The sequence below is a fragment of the Streptomyces sp. NPDC004609 genome, assembly GCF_042873655.1.
GTDB lineage: Bacteria > Actinomycetota > Actinomycetes > Streptomycetales > Streptomycetaceae > Streptomyces.
In genome coordinates, this window is the sequence record NZ_JBIALS010000014.1 from 52887 (window position 1) to 73119 (window position 20233).

A 20233-nucleotide genomic window follows, 5' to 3' on the forward strand; every position below is an offset into this window, starting at 1 on the left:
GGGCCGGGCCGACGGTGTCCGGCGGCGGGCGGCCGTGGGACCGACCCGGTGGAACCGGGTGGGCCGGTGGCGCGGACGGGCGGCCTCCGTGAGTCAGCCGGCGGTGGGAAGGGGGCCGGTGCCGGGGCCCGCGAGCCAGGCGCGTACCGCGTCCCCGTGCTCATCCAGCCCCGGCGGCGGTTCGGCCCCGCGCACCAGCCCGGTGGAGTACGTCACCGGATGCCTCGGCGCCGGTGTGCCGCCCCCCGCCGGGGCGACGGTGGGCGACAGCCCCAGGTCCTCGGCCAGCGCCAAGCCGTCGGCGACGGTGCCGACCCGGCCCGCCGGCACGGCCGCCGCGGTGAGCCGCGCCTGCCACCGGGCGGCGTCGTCGCCCAGGAGGCGTTCCTCCAGCGCGGCCACCAGCTCCTCACGGTGGCCGACCCGGGCGGCGTTGGTGGCGAATCGCCCGTCCTCCGCCAGCTCCGGTACGCCGAGCACCGCGGCCAGCCTGGCGAACTGGCCGTCGTTGCCGCAGGCCACCGCCAGCAGCCCGTCACGGCAGCGCAGGGTCTCGTACGGGGCGATGGACGGATGCCGGTTGCCCATCCGCCCCGGCGGACGACCGGTCTCCAGAGTGCTCTGGGCCTGGTTGACCAGGGAGCCCAGCAGGCTGGAGAGCAGATTGACCTCCACCCGGCAGCCGCGCCCGGTCCGCGCCCGGTCCGCCAGCGCGGCCAGCACCCCGATCGCGGCGTCCTTGCCGGTCAGCACGTCGACGAGGGCCACACCGGCCTTCGCCGGGTCGCCGTCCGGCTCACCGGTGATGCTCATCAGACCGCCGACCGCCTGGACGACGAAGTCGTACCCCAGCAGCCCGGCCCCCGCGCCACTGCCGAAACCGGTCACCGAGCAGTACACGACCCCCGGGTTGACGGCGGCGACCTGCTCGTAGCCGAGGCCGAGCCGGTCCAGCGAGCCCGTGCGGAAGTTCTCCACGACGACATCGGCGCGACGGGCCAGTTCCCGGGCCAGGGCGAGATCGGCGCCGTCGGCCAGATCCAGGGCGACACCCAGCTTGGAACGGTTGACGCTCTCGAAGTACGTACTGGACGACGCCGACCACGGCGGCCCCCACGAGCGGGTGTCGTCGCCGGAGCCGGGCCGCTCCACCTTGACGACACGGGCGCCCAGGTCCGCCAGCGTCATGGTGCACAGGGGCCCGGCCAGCACCCGGCTGAAGTCCGCGACCAGCACCCCCTCCAGCGGCCCGCTCATCCCCGGCCTCCCGCCGTGCCGGCCGCCGCCGGTGTCGGCACACCGTCCAGCCGCCTCACCACACCCCACGGGTTGCCGTCGCGCAGCGCCACGGGCAGCGCGGCCTGTGGCACGCCCTGGTAGGCGACCGGACGGGTGAAGCGGTCGAGGGCCGACGCCCCGACACTCGTGGCCTCGGGCCTGCTGGTCGCGGGCCAGGGACCGCCGTGCTGCTGGGCCCAGGACGTCGCCACACCGGTCGGCCAGCCGTCGACGACCACGCGCCCGGACCTCCGCGCCAGGTGCTCCACCAGCCACGGCAGCTCGGGATCGGCCGGACCGGCGGAGATCACCGCGGCGGCCAGGGACGGCTGCAGCGCGGCGAGGATCTCGCGCAGCTGCGCCCCGCTCCCGTACTCCACGACCAGTGCCACCGGGCCGAAACACTCCGCCAGCAGCCGCGAGCCGGGCCGCAGTGCCCGCGCGGGCACCGTCAGGACGGTCGGCTCGGCGGCGAACCCCCTGGTGAGCGCCGGTACGGAGGCGACCGGAGAGGCCCCCGCCGCCACCAGATCGGCCACACCCTGCCGGTAGGCGGCCGCGATGGACTCGGTGAGCAGCACACCGGGCGCCACCTCCTTCAGCGCGCCCGCGACGGCGTCCGCGGCGCCGCTGCCCGCGGGAGCCAGCAGCAGACCCGGTTTGGTGCAGAACTGCCCCTGCCCGAGGGTGAACGACCCGGTGAAGCCCTCGGCCGCCCCGGCGAGTCCGCCGCGGTCCCCCGCGGCCGCCGGGGTGAGCACCACGGGGTTGACGGTCCCCATCTCGGCGAAGACGGGCACGGGCACCAGGCGGCGCGCCGCGCGTTCGACCAGTGCCGTGCCGCCGCTCTGCGAGCCGGTGAACGCCACGGCCGCCACCTCGGGCGCGTCCACCAGGGCGAGCCCCGCGTCGAAGCCCGTGACCAGGGAGAACGCGCCCTCGGGCGCCCCGGCGGCGTGCAGTGCGGCGGACACCAGATCGCCCAGACGCCGGCTCAGCAGCGGATGGGCGGGGTGCGCCTTGACCAGTACCGGACACCCGGCGGCCAGCGCGGACGCGGTGTCGTGCCCGGCGACGCCGAACGCGAACGGGAAATTGCTCGCGCCGAAGACCGCGACCGGGCCCAGCGGCCGGTTCATCCTGCGCAGTTCGCCCGAGCCGGTCGTGCCCGGACCGTCGATGCGTACGCCGAGCCAGCCGCCCTCCGTGGCGACCGTCCCGTAGAAGCGCAGCTGCGCCGCCGCGCGTCCCACCTCGCCGCGCAGCCGCTCCGGGCCGAGGGCGGTCTCGGCGTCCGCGAGCGCGGCCAGCTCCCCGGTGTGCTCCTCCAGGGCGTCGGCGACGGCGGCGAGCAGCCCCGCCCGTACGGCCGGGGCGGTGGCGGCGAACCGATCGGCGTCCCGGGCGGCCGCGGCGAGGGCGGCGGACAGTTCCGCCGGGGTGGTGGCGGGCGGCCCGGGGGTGGCGGCGCCGGTCCGCGGATCACGGCTCACCTCGGTGGCGCGGTTCGGCTCGGGCGTACGGCTCACTTCGGCATCCGGCCCGGCGCCGTGGTGTGCCTCGGGAGGGGGGACAGCAGCAGGGGACATCCGGGACGTCCTTCCGTGGGGCGGGGTCGCTGGTGATCCGAAGCTATGCGCGGCGGGCCTGGAAATCCTTGGACGTTCCAACCGATAATCACCGGACCCTGTGCGAACCGCACAACATCCGACCCCGGGAGAGCCCGTGCCCGCGCTCGACGACCTCGTACGCCTGCTGGGCGCCGACCTCGAACCCGTCAGCCCCACCGCCGCGCCCCCGGCCGAGGTCACCGGCGTCCATGTGAGCGAGCTGACCGACCCGACGCCCTATCTCGCCGGCGGGGAACTGCTGCTCACCACCGGGATGGGACTCACCGGCCAGACGGCACAGGTCCGGGCGTACACCGCCCGGCTGGCGGCCCACGGCGTCACCGCGCTCGGCATCGGCCTCGGGCCGGTGCACGCCACCGTTCCCGAGACCCTCCTGCGTGCGTGCGAGTCCGCCGGGCTGCCGCTGCTCGCCGTCCCCGCCCCCACCCCCTTCCTCACCGTCGCGCGCACCTACTGGTCACTGACCGCCGCCGCCGGGCAGGAGGAACTCAGCGCGGCCCTCGGCGCCCACCGCGAACTGGTCCGCTCGGCGGCCGGGCCGGACCCCGTCCGCGCCGTGGTGCGCACCCTCGCCGACGCGGTGGAGGGCTGGGCCGCCCAGCTCACCCCCCAGGGCGAGGTCGTGGCGGTCTGGCCGCGCGAGCACCGTGCGAGCGCCCGGCGGATCGCGGCGGAGGTCGCCCGGCTGCGGATGGCGGGCCCGCACTCCTCGGCGACCTTTCCGCTGGGGGCCGACGACGTCGTCCTCCATCCGCTGACCGGACGCGGGCCGCTGAACGGCTTCGTCGCCACCGGCTGCCCCCGCCCCATGAAGGCCCCCGACCGGCAGCTCGTCCTGACCGCGTGCGCACTGCTGGCCCTGCGGGGCGAGCAGCGGCGGCGGGGCATCACGGAAGCGCGTACCGCGCGGTCCTGCGTGGCCCGGCTGCTGCTGAGCGGCCACCTCGACGCCGCCCGGTCCCTGGGCGCGGACCTCGGCCTGCCCGCGATCGCCCCCCGGGTCCGGCTGCTCGCCGTGGCCGGGCTCACCGGCGGCGTCGACGACGTGCTCGACCTGCTCGAACCGGTGGCCGCCGGCGGGGGACGCCAGCTCCTGGCCGTGGCCGAACCGGACGAGGTCTGGGCCCTGACCGGGCCGGACGACTCAGCGGCGGTCCGGGCCGCGGTGCGGCGGCTGACCGGGGAACGGCTGCCCGGGGCCAGAGCCGTCCTCGGCCCCCCGGCCTCCGTGGCCGAACTCCACCGGCAGCTCCCGGCGCTCGGCCGCACCCTGGCCTCCCTCCCGCCGGGCACCCTGCGTGACCTGGCCGCCCACGGCGCGCCCGCCGCCCCGTCGCTGGACCCGATCCTGGGCTACACCCGCACCGACCTGGTCGGCGCGGTCGCCGCCTATCTGCGCCACCGGGGCCACTGGGAGCGCGCCGCCGCCGACCTCGGTGTCCACCGCAACACCCTGCGACACCGCATGACGACCGCCGCCCGGCTGCTGGACGCGGACCTCGACGACCCCGACACGGCGAGCCGCACCTGGCTGGCGCTGCGCGAGAGGGGCCTGGCCTGACGTGCCCCGCCGCCCCGCCGCCGACGCCCCGGCGGTACCCCACTGACCACGGGATATACAGGTGAGGGGGACTCCCGAGCCCTGGTATTGTTGTCCATGTCGCCGCGGGGAGACCCGAGGCCGACAGACACCTGGTCCGGGTGGCGGAATGGCAGACGCGCTAGCTTGAGGTGCTAGTGCCCTTTATCGGGCGTGGGGGTTCAAGTCCCCCCTCGGACACCGGCGAAGACCCCAGTTCATCTGGGGTCTTCTGCTTTTCCGGGCTGCCGGGACAAAAGGCCGGTCATCGCTCGGCCGGGTCCGTCCGCCAGATGAAGATCTCCGTGCTGGGCAGGAGCTCGGAGAACAGGCCCGACGCGGAGGATTTCCGCAGCAGCCGGCGAAGGTCCGACTCGAAGCCGGCCCGGCGGGTTCCGAAGAGGTGCGGTGCCGAGGACGACATCGAGAACACCCAGGAGACCACGGCGTCGGAGGGGCGTTCCAGCGCCTGCCCGCCGGGCACGACGAGACGCTCCGGGCCGCAGAGACCCGCGCGGGCGAACACCGCGGCCTCGTCGCCGGGTGTCCCGTCCGGCAGTACGCCCCGGCCCGCACGCCGTACCGGGCCCAGGTACCGACCGACCAGCTCACCGATCGCGGCGTAGGGCACTGCCGGGTGCGGCAGACCCTCGGCGGACCGGGCCTCCGTCTTCAGGTTCGAGATGTGTGCCAGCGCCCCGCCGGGCCGCAGCATGGACTTCACCGTCGTCGCCACCAGGTCGCGGTCCATCCAGTGGAAGGACTGGCCGAAGGCCGCCACGGTGAACGTGCCGAGGCCCGCGGGCAGATCCTCGGCCCGGGCCCGCACCCATGTGGTCTTTCCCGCCACTCCCGTTTCCCCGGCTCGGCGCCGGGCCTCGGCGATCATCCCGCCGTCCGGGTCCACCCCGACGACCTCACCGAACAAGTGCGCCAGCAGCAGGGCCAGGGTGCCCGGTCCGCATCCCACGTCGAGGAGGCGCCCTCGGCCGTCGAGACCCAGTGCCCCGGCGAGATCGTCCGCCAGCCCGGGGGCGTAGGGGAGCCTCCCGCGCTAGTAGTGGACGGCCGCACCCGAGAACAAGGTGTCGTCCCACACCCAGTCGGCAGTCATGTCCGCCCACCGCCCTCCTCTGAGATCCCCGCCCGGCGGTGCTGATGATGCCACGGCCGGAGCGGAGCGTGCCCACGGATACGGGCGCCCCGACGACCTCGTACGGCGGACGCCCGGTCGGCGGTGGGCGCCCGGTCGAACTCCGGGACACGGCCGAGCGGTGGGACGGCCCGGACCGGCTCCGTCGACCCGCTCGGGAACCGGGCCGTCCGGCACCCCGGGTGCCACGGGCGCGAGCGGGCGCCGCCCCGACCGGACGGTACCGGCGATGGCCGGTACCGCCGAGATCGGGGCGGTTGTGCATCTGCCGGCCACCGCTCATCGAGGAGGGCCGGGACCCGTCCTCGACGGCGCCGTCCTGGCCGACACGCCTACCGTCTGCTGTCGGCCCGGCGGCCCGGCCTCACTTCAGGTGCCGGTCGAAGAACCGGGCCCCGTCCTCCACCTCGAACCACGGGGTGCCGGTGTGCCCGCCCAGATTGGCGTGCAGCGTCTTCTCCTTGGTGCCGAAGGCGTCGAACAGGTCCAGGGCCCGCTGCCGGGGGTTCCCTTCGTCGTCCCACTGCAGCAGGAACAGCAGCGGAATGGTGACCTGCCGGGCCTCCTCGCGCTGGGCGTGGGGCACGTAACCCCCGGCGAAGAAACCGGCGGCCGCGATGCGCGGCTCGACCACTGCAAGCCGAATGCCGACGGCGGTCCACCCCGAGTACCCGACCGGGCCGCCGATCTCGGGCAGCGAAAGGAGGGCGTCCAGGGTGGTCTGCCAGTCCGGGACCGCCTTTTCGACCAGCGGGCCGATGAAGGACTCGAAGATCTCGTCGACCGGCTCGCCGGCCTGCACCGCCCGGTGGAGATCGGCGCGGGCCTGCTCGTCGGCGGCGGAACGGGGCCGGTCACCGCACCCGGTGGCGTCGATGGCGGCCACCGCGTAGCCGTACGCCGCGGTTTGCCGGGCCCGGGCCACCAGCCGGGATTGCGCCTTGGGCAGGCCGTTGTTGTGGGCCATCAGGATCAGCGGGGCCGGTGCGGATTCAGGCGTCCACAGGGTGCCGGGGATCTCGCCGAGGGTGAATTCGCGTTCGAGGAGGCCGTCGTCGAGGCGCTGCTCGGAAGTGAATTGCATGGTCGTGCCTTTCGGGAGTGCTCGTGAACGGCGCTCCCGGACGACCTATCGCCCGACCGTGACCCCGGAGGGGAGCACCCATGTCGATACTGCGTTCACGGGTACCACCTCCTCGTTCTCTCGCACGGCCTGTGGAAGGTTAGCAGTGGTCGCCGTGGTCCGCCCAACGGGTTTTCGCGGAGGCTTCGTGGTTGGGGGCGCATCGCGGCTTCCCGAGTGGAGCGCCTTGAGGGCGAGCTGTCCCGGCCGGCTGGGCGGTGGGGCACTGCGGCGCATGTCGGGGTTCGCGGGAGATCCGAAGTGCTACGGCGACCGATTGGTGTACGAGCCGCCGGAGAGTAAGTGGTCCGAGTACCACGGCACTTCGGGCGCGGCCGGGACCGGCTCGAAGCCCATGCCGCTCCGGCCGGGCTCGTGCTGATCCCCCAGGGTGGTGCCGCGCTTGCCGTGGCACACGTCCCGGGCCGGCTTGTGGCGGGACTCCTCCACGGTGGCTGCCGGTTCATCCGCCCCCGTCGTTGCCCGGGCCCTCGGCCACCACCAGAAGACCACCATGCGTCTCGTCACGGAAGTCGGCGGAACCTGGAGCCGGTATGCCCCCGGCGATCACCGACGATGAGGACCAGCCACGTCCTTACGTAGGACCCGCGGGGCCACGCCGGTCCTCGACGTGGACGACGCGCAGTTCGGTGCCATCCCGGTGGCGCTTGGAACGTCCGCACATCCCGACAGCCAAGTTCTCTTGACCACTGGGCTCGTTGGGCGCGACATAAGTAAGGACGTCCTGGTGGTGACCGGTGACCACCCAGCCGTCGGCGTCCTTGACGTCGATCACCCCGAAGTCTCCTGCAGGAGAGCCTGCATGCACAGGGCCGAACTTCCTGAGGATCTCGGTGGCCTGTTCGGCAAGGTTTCCATCGGGAGCGGTAAGCACCACACAGGTGCCGTGTTCGAACAGCACCCACGACTTGCCGGGGTCGGTGAGAAAGCGCTGCCAGACGTCGACGAGTATCTCGGTATTCACGGCGATCATCATGCCGCAGAGCCCCGACACACAGTCACGACCTACGCGGATGCCGTTGGCGAATACGCGACACCTCACCATGCGCCCACCAGTCGCGAAGCCGGTCACAGGGCGTCAAGGGACGCCGTGGGGCGGGGACACGCCACCCGCCCCACGGCCGTTCGTGTTACGCGGGCGGCCGCACCGGTCCCGTGGCCCACCGCTCCCCGCGGCCCGCCGCGCGCACCAGGTCGAGCATGCGCTGGTGGTCGGCGAGGGACTTGTCCCCGCCGCTTCCCTCGTGGCCCCCGCTGTACCAGTCGAGGGTCACATCCCCGCCGGCCGCCTCCAGCGCCCGCGCATAGGCGAGGACCTGGGCCGGCGGGGTCCGGGAGTCGTGCGTGCCATGGCTGATCCACACCGGGGCGCGCACCTGCGTGACGTACGTGATCGGTGAGGCCCGCCGGTACACCTCGGGCTTCTCCTCCCGGGTGCCGCCGAAGAACATGCGCCCCGCGCTGCGCAGCGCCGGGTTCATGTCCGCGTATCCGCCTCCCCAGTCGGCCATCGGGACATGGGCGAACGCCCCGGCGAACAGCCCGGGGAGCCTGCCGAGCGACAGCAGGGACAGGAAACCGCCGTAGGAGTGGCCGGTGACGAAGATCTGCCCCGGATCGGCGACACCCTCCGCGACCAGCACGTCGACGGCGGCCTCGATGTCCTCGATCTCACGGTCGCCGACCGCGCCGATGAAGCCCTCCCGGAAGCGCCGGCCGAAGGTGACCGAGCCCCGGTAGTTCAGCGAGGCGTACGCCACACCGGAGTCGAGCCACCCCTGGGCCGAGGGGTCGTAGCGGTCGACGGTGACCATCTGCGGCCCGCCGTGCAGAGACAGCACCAGCGGTACGGGCTCCCGTGCCCCATCGGGCCGCCCCACCCACAGCTGCACCGGGGTGCCGTCGGCGGAGCGGACGGTCCGGGAGACCACCCGGGTCCCGGGCACCTGTTCCGGTGCCTGTCGGGAGGGACGGATCCCGCCGGTCTCCCGGTCCACGGCCAGCACCGACAGCGGCCGGTCGAAACGCTGGTGCAGCAGTCTGACCCGGCCGTCCGCGCCGTAGTGCGAGGCCCAGACGTTCAGATGCGCCGTGGCGATGTCCGGTTCGAAGAACGAGCCCTCCGGGTGCTCCACCCGGGACAGCTCACCCGTGGTGACGTCGAACTCCATGACCCGGTGCACACCCGCGTCGACGTGCACCGCAAGGACCCGTGACGCGTCGTCGGACCAGTCGAGCGGCACCAGGTCCCCGGCCAGTCCGGGCGCGTCGGCGTCGATACGGCTGCCGTCGGCCGGGTTCCACACACAGGGCCGGGCGAACCCGGACCGTTCCGTGGAGACCAGCAGCCGGCCGTCCCCGGCGACCGGCGAGAACCGTACCGCGCGGACCGGGCCCTCGGGACCGTCGGAGAGCGAGGCCGTGACGTGTCCGGTGCCGGTGTCGACGACGGTCACCGCGAAGCGCCGCAGCCCCGGGTTGTGGTCGGTGGTGTCGACGGAGGCCAGCAGTCCGTCGGCCGAGATCAGGCCGTTCCACGCCTCGGCGGACGAGAAGAGGAGCCGCCGGGGCCGCCCGGCCCCGGTGGTGTCGACGAGCCAGAGGGCGAACCCGTCGTCCGCCGCCGCGGTGAGGACGGCCCGGGTGCCGGTGCGGGCCACATCGACACCCCGCAGGGTGTACGGCGGCAGAGCGGGCGTCAGATCGACCGCCGGGCCGCCGTCCCCGGGGATCGACCAGACATGGCCCATCTCCGAGCCGTTGTCGTCCCGCAGGCTCAGCACCGACTGGCCGTCCGCGGTCAGTACCGCGTCGTACGCGGCGCCGAACTCCCCTTTCAGGGGGCGTACGTCGTCCCTGTCCACGTCCCACACGGCCAGGGCGTCCCCGTCGGGGGCGTCGACCACCATCAGTTCGAGGTCGGCTTCCGTACCTCGGCCGCGCCGTGTGGAGACACACTGACGCGCCGAGAAATACCGGTGCCAGGTCGGGGGCATCGCTGTTTCTCCTTGCTTTCCGTGATCTGCGGGGGCCACCGCGGCGGCCGGGCGGGCTCTCATGTCACCGACCGGGGCTCCGGGAAGTGACAGGCGGTCCGGTGCCCGCCGCCCAGGTCCGCCTGCGGCGGTGCCTCGGCGGCGCAGATGTCCTGTGCCTTCCAGCAGCGGGTGCGGAACCGGCAGCCCGAGGGCGGTGCGAGCGGGCTCGGCGCCTCCCCGAGGAGCACGATGCGCTCACGGGCGCGCTCGGCCCGCGGGTCGGGGACCGGCACGGCGGACAGCAGCGCCTGGGTGTAGGGGTGGTGCGGCGACTCGTACAGGCTCTCCGCCGGGCCGTGCTCGACGATCCGGCCGAGGTACATGACCGCCACCTCGTCGCTGATCTGCCGGACCACCGACAGATCGTGGGCGATGAAGAGATAGGTGAGCCCGAACTCCTCCTGGAGGTCCTCCAGCAGATTGAGCACGCCCGCCTGCACACTGACGTCCAGGGCGCTCACGGGCTCGTCGAGGACGAGGATGTCCGGCTCGACGGCCAGTGCCCGGGCGATGCCGATCCGCTGCCGCTGCCCGCCGGAGAACTGGTGCGGGAAGCGGCCCGCGTGGTCGGGGTTGAGCCCGACCAGTTCGAGGAGTTCACGGACCCGCTCCTCCCGGCGCCCGCCGTGCAGCCCGTGGATGACCAGCGGCTCGGCGAGGATCGACCGGACGCTCATCCGGGGGTTCAGCGAGGAGTACGGGTCCTGGAAGACGAGCTGGATCTGCCGCCGCAGCCCGGCGACCGCCGTGCGTCCGGCGGTCGCCGTGTCCGTCCCGTTGACGGTTACCCGGCCGGCCGCCGGGGTCACCAGCCGTACGAGGCAGCGCCCGAGGGTGCTCTTGCCGCAGCCGGTCTCGCCGACCAGGCCCAGCGTTCTGCCGCGCCCGATCGACAGGTCGACGCCCGAGACGGCCTGGACCCTCCCGCCCGCCCTGCCGGGCCGCCGGCGGACCCGGTACTCGGCCACCAGACCGCTGACGTCCACCGCCGGGGTCTCCACCCGGTTCCCGGCGTCCACAGCTGACGTGCTCATCGGCCCTTCCCTTCGATCCGGTGCACCCGTACGCAGGCCGTGGTGTGGTCGTCCCCCATGTCGAGCGGCGCCGCGTCCGCGACACCGCACTCGGCCGGCACCGCATGGGGGCAGCGCGGCTGGAACGGGCAGCCCGTGGGCCGCTCACCCGGCAGCGGGGGCCGCCCCGGGATCTGCGCGAGCCGGCGGGTGCGCCGGTCGATACGGGGGAGAGCGGCCAGGAGCCCGCGGGTGTAGGGGTGCGACGGCTGGTAGAAGACGGGCTCGACGGGGCCCTCCTCCAGCTTGCGTCCCGCGTACATGACGAGGACCCGGTCGGCGATGCCGGCCACGACACCCAGGTCGTGGGTGATGAGCATGACCGAGGTGGCGGTGCGCTCCTGCACCCGCTGGATGACATCGAGCACCTGTGCCTGGACGGTCACGTCCAGGGCGGTGGTGGGCTCGTCCGCGATGAGGACGTCGGGCTCGTTGGCGATGCCCATGGCGATCATCACGCGCTGGCGCATACCGCCGGAGAACTCGTGCGGATACTGGCCGAGCCGGGTGCGCGGCGAGGGGATGCCCACGACGTCGAGCAGTTCGGCGGCCCGCTCGGTGAGCGCCGCCCGGTCCATGGCCGGGTCGTGGACCCGTACGGCCTCGGCGATCTGCGCGCCGACGCTCATCATGGGGTTCAGCGCGGCGAGCGCGTCCTGGAAGATGACCGCGATCCGCCGGCCGCGGATCTCCCGCAGCCGCTGGTCGGGCAGGCCGAGCAGCTCCTGCCCGCGGAACCGGATCGAGCCGGACACCTGGGCGGACTTGGGCAGCAGCCCCATGATCGCCATGGAGGCGGCGCTCTTGCCCGAGCCCGACTCGCCGACGATGCCCAGGGTGCGGCCCTCGGCCATGGAGAACGACAGGCCCTCCACGGCCGTCACCATGCCGGAGTCGGTCCGGTAGCGGACCGTCAGATCACGGACGGAGAGCAGCTCCGCCGCGGGTTCCCGCGTGGCGGAGTCCGTGTCCGGGGAGACGGTTGTCATCACTTCCTCCCCTGGGGGTCGAAGGCGTCGCGCAGTCCGTCTCCCACGAAGTTCACGGCGAGCACCGTGAGCAGGATCGCCGCGCCCGGCGCGTACAGCAGATAGCCCTTGGAGGTGCCGATCATCCCCGCGGCCTGGGTGAGCATGTTGCCCCAGCTCGACTGGGGCGGCTGGACGCCGAACCCGAGGAAGCTGAGCGTGGACTCCAGGATGATCGCGGCCGCCACGGCGAGGGACACGTTGACCGCGATCACACCCACCAGGTTCGGCAGAAGGTGCCGCAGCACGATCCGGGTCCTCGACGCGCCGATGACCCTCGCCGCCTCGACGAACTCCTTCTCCCGCAGGCTGAGCACCTGGGAGCGCACCACCCGGGCGATCACGGTCCAGCCCAGTCCCGTCAGGACCAGGACGATCGTGACGGGCGAGGGGCCGAGCGCCTCCAGGGCCAGCGCCAGGACGGCGATGGCGGGCACGATGAGGAACAGATCGGTCACCCGCATGATCACTTCTTCGGCCCAGCCGCCCGCGAACCCGGCGACGGCTCCGACGACGGTGCCGATCGCGGTGGACAGCACGGCGACGCACAGCCCGACGGCGAGCGAGACCTGTCCGGCGTACAGGACTTCGCTGAGGTAGTCCCGGCCCAGTTCGTCGGTGCCGAGCCAGTGCGCCGACGACGGGGGCACCGGGCCGAGCAGGATGTTCTGGGCGTTGCGCGGATAGGGGGCGATCAGGCCGGCGCCGAAGCTGCACACCGAAAGCACCAGCAGGACGGCCATCCCGACGACGGCGAGCTTATGGCGCAGAAACCTTTCAGCGATGATCCGCCGCTGGCTCTTGTCCGGGGACACGGCGCCCTCGGCGGCCGCCGGGGCCTGCGCGGCCTTCTCCCCGGTCCCGCCCGCGCCGTCGCGGCTTCCGCGGCTTTCGCGTGAGAGTTTCATCGCAGCACCACCCTCGGGTCCAGCAGCGCGTACCCGAGGTCCGCCGCGAGATTGAACAGCACCATGGCCAGCGCCACGACCAGCATCCACGGGACCAGTACGAAGACATCGCCCGCCAGCATCGAGTCCAGGAACAGCCGGCCCATGCCCGGGATCGCGTAGATCTGCTCCGTCACGACCAGGCCCCCGAAGAGGAGGGCCGCGTCGAGCGCGACGACCGTGACGAACGGCGCCAGCGAGTTCCGCAGGGCGTGCCGGAAGAAGATCTGCCGGGAGGGCACTCCCTTGGCGCGTGCCGTGCGTACGTAGTCGCTGGACAGCGCCTCCAGCATGGCGGTGCGGCTGAACCGCGACCAGCTCGCGATCAGACTGATCGTCAGTGTCAGGACGGGCAGGGCGAGATGGCGCAGATAGTCCATGCCGAATCCGCTCTGTCCCGGTGAGTGCAGACCCACGAAGAACAGGGGTGTCTCGGCGAGCCCGAACTGCTCGCGCGGCCACATGGCCAGCAGCTGGATGAGCAGCAGACCGAGCCAGAACGTCGGCATCGCGATACCGAGGTAGGACAGTCCGGTCAGCAGGTGATCGCCGGCGGAGTACTGCCGGACGGCCGAGTACACACCGATGCCGAGGGCCAGGACCGTCGCGAACAGCACGCCCCAGAAGATCAGTTGAAGGGTGGTCCCGAGCGACGATCCGATCATCGCGCGGACATCGCCGCCGGTCCTGGTGCTGGTGCCCCAGTCCCCGGTGACGAAGGCCTTCATCCAGAGCGCGTACTGCTCGACGACGGGCCGGTCCAGACCGAGCCGGGCCACTTCCCGCTCCACCGCGCCCGGGTCGCGCCCCTGGCGGAGCTTGGCGAGCGGGTCGAAGGTGGAGCGGACCGTCCAGAAGAGGACGAACGAGGCGAGGGCGACGACCGGCACCGAGTAGAGCAGCCGTCGCAGGACGAATACGAACATGTTCCGTCCCTAGCCGTGGTCGCTGCCGGCGGGCCCATGGAGGCCGGGCTGCCGTGTTCGGCGTGTCACTGGGCCAGACCCCATTCCTCCAGGTTCCACCACGGCCCCTCGCCCGGGTTGATGCTGATCGGGCCGCCGACGTTCTTGTTCCACAGCAGGATGTTCGGCACGGCGCCGATGGGGAGCGACGGCACGTCCTTCGCGAAGAGCTTCTCCGCCTGGAGCGAGGCGTCCTTGCGGGCGCCGTCGTCCAGCTCGGTGTCCACCCGGTTGAGCAGCTGGTCCAGGCCGTCCACCCGGGTGCGGGTGAAGTTGATGCCCGAGTTGCCGTTCTTGGCGTCCGGGATCGAGGTGGTGCTGAAGCTGTTGCTGAGCGCCGGGTCCGGGAAGTAGTCGACGAGCGTCCACAGACCGAGGTCGAAGTCGCCGGCCGGGGCCTGCTTGCCGAAGAGCGTGGCCGCGCTGGTGTTCTTGATGGTCATCCGGAACCCGGCCTGCTTCAGCTGCAGCTGCAGGATCTGCTCCATGAGTTCACGGCGCTTGTTGCCGGCCAGGGAGACGATGGTGAACTGCGCGGGACGGCCGTCCTTGGCCCAGACACCGTCGCCGTTCTTCTTCCAGCCCGCGCCGCTCATGATGCTGTCCACACGCTTCAGATCCGGTGTGTACACGGAGAAATCGGACGCGGCGTAGCGGGAGACGATGGGGGAGAGGAAGCTCTGGGCCGGCTTCTCCACGCCCAGCGGGCCGTAGAGCTTCTTGACGATCGCGGCGCGGTCCACCGAGTAGGCGATCGCCTTGCGGACGTCCGGCGAGTCGAACGGGAACCGGTCGTTGTTCATCCACAGCGCTTCGAGGTTGCCCGACTGCGGGTCGATCTGCGAGCGCGCGCCGCCGAGGCCGTTCTTGATCTGCTCGATCACATCGAGCTGGGGCGTGGGGTAGAGCGCGTCCAGCTGACCGCTCTTGAACGCCTGGAACGCGGAGGCCGTGTCGGCGGTGAACTGGAAGGTCACCTTGTCCAGCTTGGGCCGCTTGCCCCAGTAGCGGTCGTTGGGCACCAGGGTGACGGAGGTACCCTTCTTCCACTCCTTGATCTTGAAGGGGCCGCCGCTGAAGGTGTATCCGTCCTTCATCAGGGCGTGCCGGTCCTTGCCCTCCAGAAGATGGCGGGGCAGCACTCCGTACGCGGAGCTGAACAGCGTCTTCCAGCCCGCGAACCGGGACTTGAGGGTGACGACGGCGGTCTGCGGATCCGGTGTCTCGACCGAGGTGATCCGGTCGTAGCCGGTCTTGTCGAAGATGTCCTTGCCGTCGCGGATCTGGAGTGCGGTGTACTTCAGATCCGCCGAGGTGATGGGCTTGCCGTCCGACCACACCGCCTTGGGGTCGAGCTTGTAGGTGATCTTCTGCTGGGCCCCGTCGGTGACGGTGGGCTCGCCCGTCATCAGATCCGAGGCGACGGGAACCCAGTCGGCGCCCCGCTTCCTGACGTCGAACACCTTCGGCATGGTGGTCGTCTGCATCAGGAAGGTGCCCCAGACGGAGCCCGAGCAGGTGGCGATCCAGTCCGCGCAGTCCGGCTCCGCCTCCGCGCCGATGACCAGGCTGCCGCCCTGCTTGGCGGGGACGGCCGGGGCGGCGGTTCCGGCGCCCGTCGCCGGGGTTTCGCCGGCGGACGATGTGCACCCGGCCGCGAGGACCGACAGGGCGGCGACGGCGGCCCCGGCCGGGCGGCGCCCGGGTCTGCGGGACAGTCGTCTGCGGCTGTTCTGGGGATGGTTCATCACGTACGACCCTTCACTCACTCTCGCGCAGCCCGTCGGGGCGCGACGCGACCTCATCGTATGGAGGGTGCAACCAGTTAGCAAGGTGTTTCGACAAGCTTGTAGTCAATATCGTTGACTTGCGCTCAGGCTGCGGTTCCGGCAGGGTCGGTCCAGCTCCGCGCGACTGTCCGCACGGTGTCCAGGAAGGACCTTCATGAACACCCCGAGCCAGGACGGAAGATCCCGTCCAGAGTCCAAGACCCCCACCCCGGAACGCCGGCGCAGGCGGCGGGCCCGAGACAGCCTCAGCCGCGAGGTCATCCTGAACGCGGCCGAGACGATCGCCACGCGTGACGGCCTCGACGGTCTCACCTTCCAGGCGCTCGGCAAGGAACTGGAAGCCCATCCGACCTCGATCTACCGGCACTTCCGCGACAAGGACGAGCTGGTTCTCGAACTGATCGACAATCTGAGGTCGCGCTCGTACGGCGGGCACTACAAGGCCACCGACTCCTGGCGCGACGATCTGCGCTCCCTCGCCCACCACATTCACGAGCACTATCTGCGCTACCCGCAGTTCGCGCTCCAGATGGCCGCGCGCACGACCCGCCGCCCCACGGAGTTCGCGAACGTGGAGTTCGCGCTCGACGCCCTGCTGCGGGCCGGGCTCGCGAAGGACCAGGCCGCGATGTTCCTGCGCGTCTACGGCAACGTCGTCCGTTCCCTCTCCAGCATGGAGGCCGGATTCCAGGCCCTTGAGCCCGAGGCGCGCGACCGCGACGCGCTGGCCTGGCAGCTGGAGTACCGCCGGCTCGCGCCGGAGGAGTACCCCCGTATCGCCTCGATGTCCGACCATCTCACCGGCATCGGTGACCCCCGTGTCTTCGACTTCGTCGTCGAACTGTTCCTCGACGCGGTGGAGTCCCATGCCGCTGCCAACCGGGCACCCGAGTCCGGTACCGACCCGGTCCCCTGACGCCTCCCCGCTTGTCCCGGGGCGGTATCCGGCTCATTGCGTCGGTCCCGGCACTGTGGTGCGCGGGGGTGGGTGGCGGCCCTTGTCGGGGGCGCTGCCCCCGAACCCCCGCGCCTCAATCGCCGGCGGGGCTTGGGCTGCTGTGCCCGCGCCTGGACCGTTGGCGGGGCTTGGGGTGCTGTGCCCGCGCCTCGACCGTTGGCGGGACTGGGCCGGTGTGCCCGCGCCTGGAAGGCTGGCGCGACTGGCTCTGAGACTCCATGGCCGGCACGGGGTTTGCGGGCCCCGCCGTGAAGGTCGGCCGAGGGGGAAACTACAGCCTCGCCGGCGATTGAGGCGGGGTCCGGGGCGGAGCCCCGGAAGGCCCGGCCCGGGGCCGAACGCACCACCGGGCCCGGATTTCGCCGCGCCCCCACCGGGGGCCCCGGGGCCACGGCCCGGAGAAGACCGGAGGCGCCCCCGGGGAGACCACGCGCGCCGGTGGGGCCCGTCAGGTCCCCGTGCCGACCGCTTGGATGAGACCCGCGACCAGCGCCGCCCGCCCCCGCAGGGACCCCGCGTCGACCCACTCGTGCCGCGCGTGCGCACCGTCGCCGCGCGGACCGAGGCCGTCCAGCGTGGGTATCCCCATCGCCGCGGTGAAGTTGCCGTCGGACGCGCCGCCGACCGCCGCCTCGCCGAGCGCCGGCAGCCCGCCCGCCTCGGCCAGCCGCCGTGCCGTGCCGAACAGCTCCGCCGACATCGCGTGCTCCAGGGGCAGCCGGTTGACACCCCCCGTCAGCGTGAACTCCGTACCGGGCACCCGGGACCGCAGCCGCCGCAGGTCCCTTTCCACCCGCTCCAGTTCGCGCCGGTGCCACGCCCGTACGTCCACGTCGACCGACGCGTGCGCCGGAACCGTGTTGGTCGTGGTGCCCGCCCCGGCGACGGTCGGGGTCACGGACGTGCCCAGCTCCTCGTCACCGAGCGCCGCGATGGCCAGCACCTGATGCGCCAGCTCCACCAGCGCGTTCACACCCAGCTCCGGTTCGAGCCCGGAGTGCGCCGCGTGCCCCTTGACGTTCAGCCGGTAGAAGGCGCCGCCCTTGCGGGCCGTCTTCACGGCTCCGTCCAGGCTGGGCTCCAGGACCAGCACCGCGGCGCAGCCCTTCGCCGCCTCCTCCACCAGGCCCCGGGAGGTGAGCGACCCGCGCTCCTCGTCCCCGGTGACGAGCATCCGCACATGGTCCACGTCCCCGGCGAGCGCCAGCGCGTCCACGGCCAGGACCAGCCCGGCCTTCATGTCGAACACCCCGGGTCCGGTCACCCGGTCGCCGTCGATCCCGTACGGCCAGTCGTCGATCGTCCCGCAGGGCCACACCGTGTCCGCGTGCCCGAGCAGCAGCACGGTCCGCCCGCCGGGGGCGGGCGCCCTCTCCTCCCAGTACAGATGCGGTACGCCGTCCTCGACGACCCGCCGCGGCGCCGCGAGGAGGTCCCGGGTCCACTCGGTCAGCAGCTCGTAGCAGCCCTCCAGTCCCGGCACATGCCCCGAGGGCGACTCCGTCGCCACCAGCCGTCCCAGCCGGTCCAGCGACCGGTCCAGGTCCAGCTCTGCTGTGTCTGTCATGGTGTTCCTTCCACATCGGATGTCCAGCAGAAGGACGCGAGAGCCCGGACCACGTCCCCGGGCGACTCCTGCGCCGGGTAGTGGTCGGCGTGGACGGGCACCGCGGTGACATCCCGCGCGTACGCCCGCCGGACACCGGCCACGTCGACGTGCCGGCCCGCAAAGCTCCGCGTCCCCCACAACGCGAGGAGGGGCGCGTCGACGGCATGGCCCCGGCCACGGTCGTACGCGTCGTGCTCCAGATCGATCCCGGCGGCGGCCCGGTAGTCGGCGCACGAGGCACGCACCGCCTCCGGGCCGGCGAAACAGCGCGCGTACCGGGCCATGGCGCGCGGGTTCACGATCCGGCCGCCGGGGCCGCCAGCACCTCGATCAGGGCCTCGCACACCTCGTTCGTCGTGAGCGCCCCGCCGACGTCGCCCCAGGGGTGTTCGGTCCAGTCCAGCGTGAAGCCGTGGGGCCCGGCAAGGGCGTCGGGGACACGGGCGGCGGCGGGCAGGGTCTCCCGCCCGATGCCGTCGCCCGCAATGGCGGCGATCCGGTGAACGCGCACGTGGATTCCCCTCCCTCTCTGTCCAGGAAGATAGTCTATGGCATTGACAACAGGATTCTCCAGAGGTGCCCCGGACGCCGCGGGCGGCGAGCGGCCGGGCGGTGTGCCAGGTGGTGTGCCGGGCGGGGCCGTGGCGTCGGTAACGGCCTTACGGATCAGGGGGATTGGGCGTTCCCGGACGTCGCGGCGGCACGGGCGTGGCTCAGCGGCGTTTCCGGTACCGCGCCCGCCGGGGGAGATCCCGGGGCCGGATGCCCCGGGGTCGGCCGCGCGGGGGGCCGGACACCGCGGGCCCCTCCGCAGGACCGGCCACCGCGGGCCGGGCGGCTCCCGTACGACCCGGGCCCGGCGGCTCGCGTGCGCGACCGGGCCGGGCGGCCGCCTCAGAACCGGATGCGCGCGGCGACCGGCAGATGGTCGCTGCCCGTCCCGGACAGCGCCCGGATGTGCGTCACCGTCGCCGACCGGGCCATGACCTGGTCGATCCTCGCCAGGGGCACACGCGCGGGCCAGCTGAAGGCGAAGCCCGACTCCGGGAAGTCCAGCCGTGCGGCGACCGGGTCCAGCCCGCGGTCGTCCGTCGTGCCGTTGAGGTCGCCGAGGAGGATCACCTTCTCCAGCGGCTCCGCGGCGATCGCCGCGCCGAGGAGGGCGGCGCTCTCGTCCCGCCGGGCGGCGCCGAAGCCCGTCACCCCCAGCCGGACCGAGGGCAGATGGGCCACGTACACGGCCACCTCGCCGTACGGTGTCGCCGCCGTCGCGCGCAGACCGCGCAGCCAGCCGTCGGGAACCCCCGCCGGCCTGATGTCCACCGGACGGACGTCCGTGAGCGGGTACGCCGACCAGAGCCCGACCGTGCCCGTGACCGCGTGGTACGGGTAGCGCGGACCCAGGGTCCTCCGGTAGGCGGGCAGCGCGGAGGGGGTCAGCTCCTCCAGGGCCACGAGCTCGGCGTCCGCCCCGAGCAGGGACGTCGCCGTGCCCACGGGGTCCGGGTTCACATCGCTGACGTTGTGCTGAAGTGCCGTCAGATCGTACGGGGAGTCCTCGGCCCGCGCGAACAGCGTCCCGCCGAAGAGAACGGCCCAGGCCACCGCGGGGACCAGGGTGGCGCCCAGACCGGCCGGCGAGCGGCGCCACAGCGCCAGGGCGGCCAGAGCCGGAACGGCCAGGCCGAGCCACGGCAGGAAGGTCTCCAGCAGACTGCCCAGCCGGCCGATCGAGTTCGGGACGGCCGCGGGGAAGACCAGCAGACAGGCCACCGACAGCGCCAGGGTCACCAGGACGCCGGTCCAGCCGCGGCCCGACCGCTTCCGGCCCCTCGGCCTCTCCCCGGCCGCCCGTTCCCGGCCCTCCGGGTCCCGCCGTTCTTCCCGGTCCCGGCGGTCCTCGCGGTCCTTCAGGTCCTCCGGGTCCCGGCGGTCTTCCCGGCCCCGCCGAGCTTCCCGGTCCCGGCGGTCCTCGCGGTTGTCGGGGTTGTCCGGGTTCTCGGGGTTCTCGGGGGCCTCCCGCCCAGGGCGCCCGCGGCC

18 protein-coding genes and 1 tRNA gene are annotated in these 20233 nt (G+C 72.9%); 3 read left to right on the forward strand and 16 right to left on the reverse strand.

What is annotated here, in order from left to right; translation table 11 throughout:
• Positions 1-93: 93 nt before the first annotated feature.
• Positions 94-1257 (reverse strand): CaiB/BaiF CoA transferase family protein, encoded by a 1164-nt coding sequence (locus ACFYT4_RS16100; protein WP_389268764.1) that lies wholly within the window; start codon positions 1255-1257, stop codon positions 94-96.
• On the reverse strand, positions 1254-2867 hold the full coding sequence (locus ACFYT4_RS16105; protein ID WP_389268766.1) for an aldehyde dehydrogenase family protein: 1614 nt from the start codon (positions 2865-2867) through the stop codon (positions 1254-1256). The genes ACFYT4_RS16100 and ACFYT4_RS16105 overlap by 4 nt, the downstream gene beginning before the upstream one ends.
• Before the next feature lie 136 nt (positions 2868-3003).
• On the opposite strand from ACFYT4_RS16105, the gene ACFYT4_RS16110 reads away from it, so the two are divergent.
• Entirely contained in the window at positions 3004-4470 is a 1467-nt protein-coding gene (locus ACFYT4_RS16110; RefSeq protein ID WP_389268768.1) for a PucR family transcriptional regulator ligand-binding domain-containing protein, read from the forward strand.
• A gap of 134 nt (positions 4471-4604) precedes the next feature.
• A tRNA-Leu gene (locus ACFYT4_RS16115) sits at positions 4605-4689 on the forward strand.
• Between the two features lie 64 nt (positions 4690-4753).
• Here ACFYT4_RS16115 and ACFYT4_RS16120 read toward each other — a convergent pair.
• From ACFYT4_RS16120 to ACFYT4_RS16165, 10 genes are all read right to left on the reverse strand, one after another.
• Positions 4754-5515 carry a class I SAM-dependent methyltransferase gene (locus ACFYT4_RS16120; protein ID WP_389268952.1) on the reverse strand — a complete coding sequence of 254 codons (762 nt, stop codon included), beginning with the start codon at positions 5513-5515 and terminating at the stop codon, positions 4754-4756.
• Positions 5516-6005: 490 nt separating this feature from the next.
• A complete protein-coding gene (locus ACFYT4_RS16125) occupies positions 6006-6725 on the reverse strand; it encodes a dienelactone hydrolase family protein (protein WP_389268770.1) in 720 nt (239 codons plus the stop codon).
• A 303-nt stretch (positions 6726-7028) separates the two neighbouring features.
• Positions 7029-7292, reverse strand: a complete 264-nt coding sequence (locus ACFYT4_RS16130; protein WP_389268968.1) for a hypothetical protein — start codon at positions 7290-7292, stop codon at positions 7029-7031.
• 67 nt (positions 7293-7359) lie between these two features.
• Entirely contained in the window at positions 7360-7761 is a 402-nt protein-coding gene (locus ACFYT4_RS16135; RefSeq protein WP_389268772.1) for a hypothetical protein, read from the reverse strand.
• Positions 7762-7915: 154 nt separating this feature from the next.
• On the reverse strand, positions 7916-9781 hold the full coding sequence (locus ACFYT4_RS16140; RefSeq protein ID WP_389268774.1) for a S9 family peptidase: 1866 nt from the start codon (positions 9779-9781) through the stop codon (positions 7916-7918).
• A gap of 59 nt (positions 9782-9840) precedes the next feature.
• The gene (locus tag ACFYT4_RS16145) at positions 9841-10857 is read right to left on the reverse strand and encodes an ABC transporter ATP-binding protein (protein ID WP_389268776.1); all 1017 of its coding nucleotides are present in this window, start codon (positions 10855-10857) and stop codon (positions 9841-9843) included.
• Positions 10854-11885, reverse strand: coding sequence for an ABC transporter ATP-binding protein (locus ACFYT4_RS16150; protein ID WP_389268778.1), 1032 nt, complete (start codon positions 11883-11885; stop codon positions 10854-10856). The genes ACFYT4_RS16145 and ACFYT4_RS16150 overlap by 4 nt, the downstream gene beginning before the upstream one ends.
• A complete protein-coding gene (locus tag ACFYT4_RS16155; RefSeq protein ID WP_389268780.1) occupies positions 11885-12832 on the reverse strand; it encodes an ABC transporter permease in 948 nt (315 codons plus the stop codon). Before ACFYT4_RS16155 ends, ACFYT4_RS16150 begins: the two co-directional genes overlap by 1 nt.
• Positions 12829-13797 carry an ABC transporter permease gene (locus ACFYT4_RS16160; protein WP_389268782.1) on the reverse strand — a complete coding sequence of 323 codons (969 nt, stop codon included), beginning with the start codon at positions 13795-13797 and terminating at the stop codon, positions 12829-12831. Before ACFYT4_RS16160 ends, ACFYT4_RS16155 begins: the two co-directional genes overlap by 4 nt.
• Positions 13798-13862: 65 nt before the next feature.
• Complete coding sequence (locus ACFYT4_RS16165) at positions 13863-15584, reverse strand: peptide ABC transporter substrate-binding protein (protein WP_389268784.1); 1722 nt, start codon at positions 15582-15584, stop codon at positions 13863-13865.
• Between the two features lie 196 nt (positions 15585-15780).
• Here ACFYT4_RS16165 and ACFYT4_RS16170 point away from each other — a divergent pair, with 196 nt between their 5' ends.
• Positions 15781-16542: a TetR/AcrR family transcriptional regulator gene (locus ACFYT4_RS16170; RefSeq protein WP_389268786.1), complete on the forward strand. Its 762-nt coding sequence runs from the start codon at positions 15781-15783 to the stop codon at positions 16540-16542.
• A gap of 490 nt (positions 16543-17032) precedes the next feature.
• Here the strand turns inward: ACFYT4_RS16170 and ACFYT4_RS16175 are convergent, their stop codons facing one another.
• From ACFYT4_RS16175 to ACFYT4_RS16190, 4 genes are all read right to left on the reverse strand, one after another.
• Positions 17033-18151 carry a M20 family metallopeptidase gene (locus ACFYT4_RS16175; RefSeq protein ID WP_389268788.1) on the reverse strand — a complete coding sequence of 373 codons (1119 nt, stop codon included), beginning with the start codon at positions 18149-18151 and terminating at the stop codon, positions 17033-17035.
• On the reverse strand, positions 18148-18477 hold the full coding sequence (locus ACFYT4_RS16180) for a hypothetical protein (RefSeq protein ID WP_389268790.1): 330 nt from the start codon (positions 18475-18477) through the stop codon (positions 18148-18150). The genes ACFYT4_RS16175 and ACFYT4_RS16180 overlap by 4 nt, the downstream gene beginning before the upstream one ends.
• A gap of 11 nt (positions 18478-18488) precedes the next feature.
• Positions 18489-18704 carry a hypothetical protein gene (locus tag ACFYT4_RS16185; RefSeq protein WP_389268792.1) on the reverse strand — a complete coding sequence of 72 codons (216 nt, stop codon included), beginning with the start codon at positions 18702-18704 and terminating at the stop codon, positions 18489-18491.
• Positions 18705-19087: 383 nt separating this feature from the next.
• On the reverse strand, positions 19088-19987 hold the full coding sequence (locus ACFYT4_RS16190) for an endonuclease/exonuclease/phosphatase family protein (RefSeq protein ID WP_389268954.1): 900 nt from the start codon (positions 19985-19987) through the stop codon (positions 19088-19090).
• Positions 19988-20233: the final 246 nt, after the last annotated feature.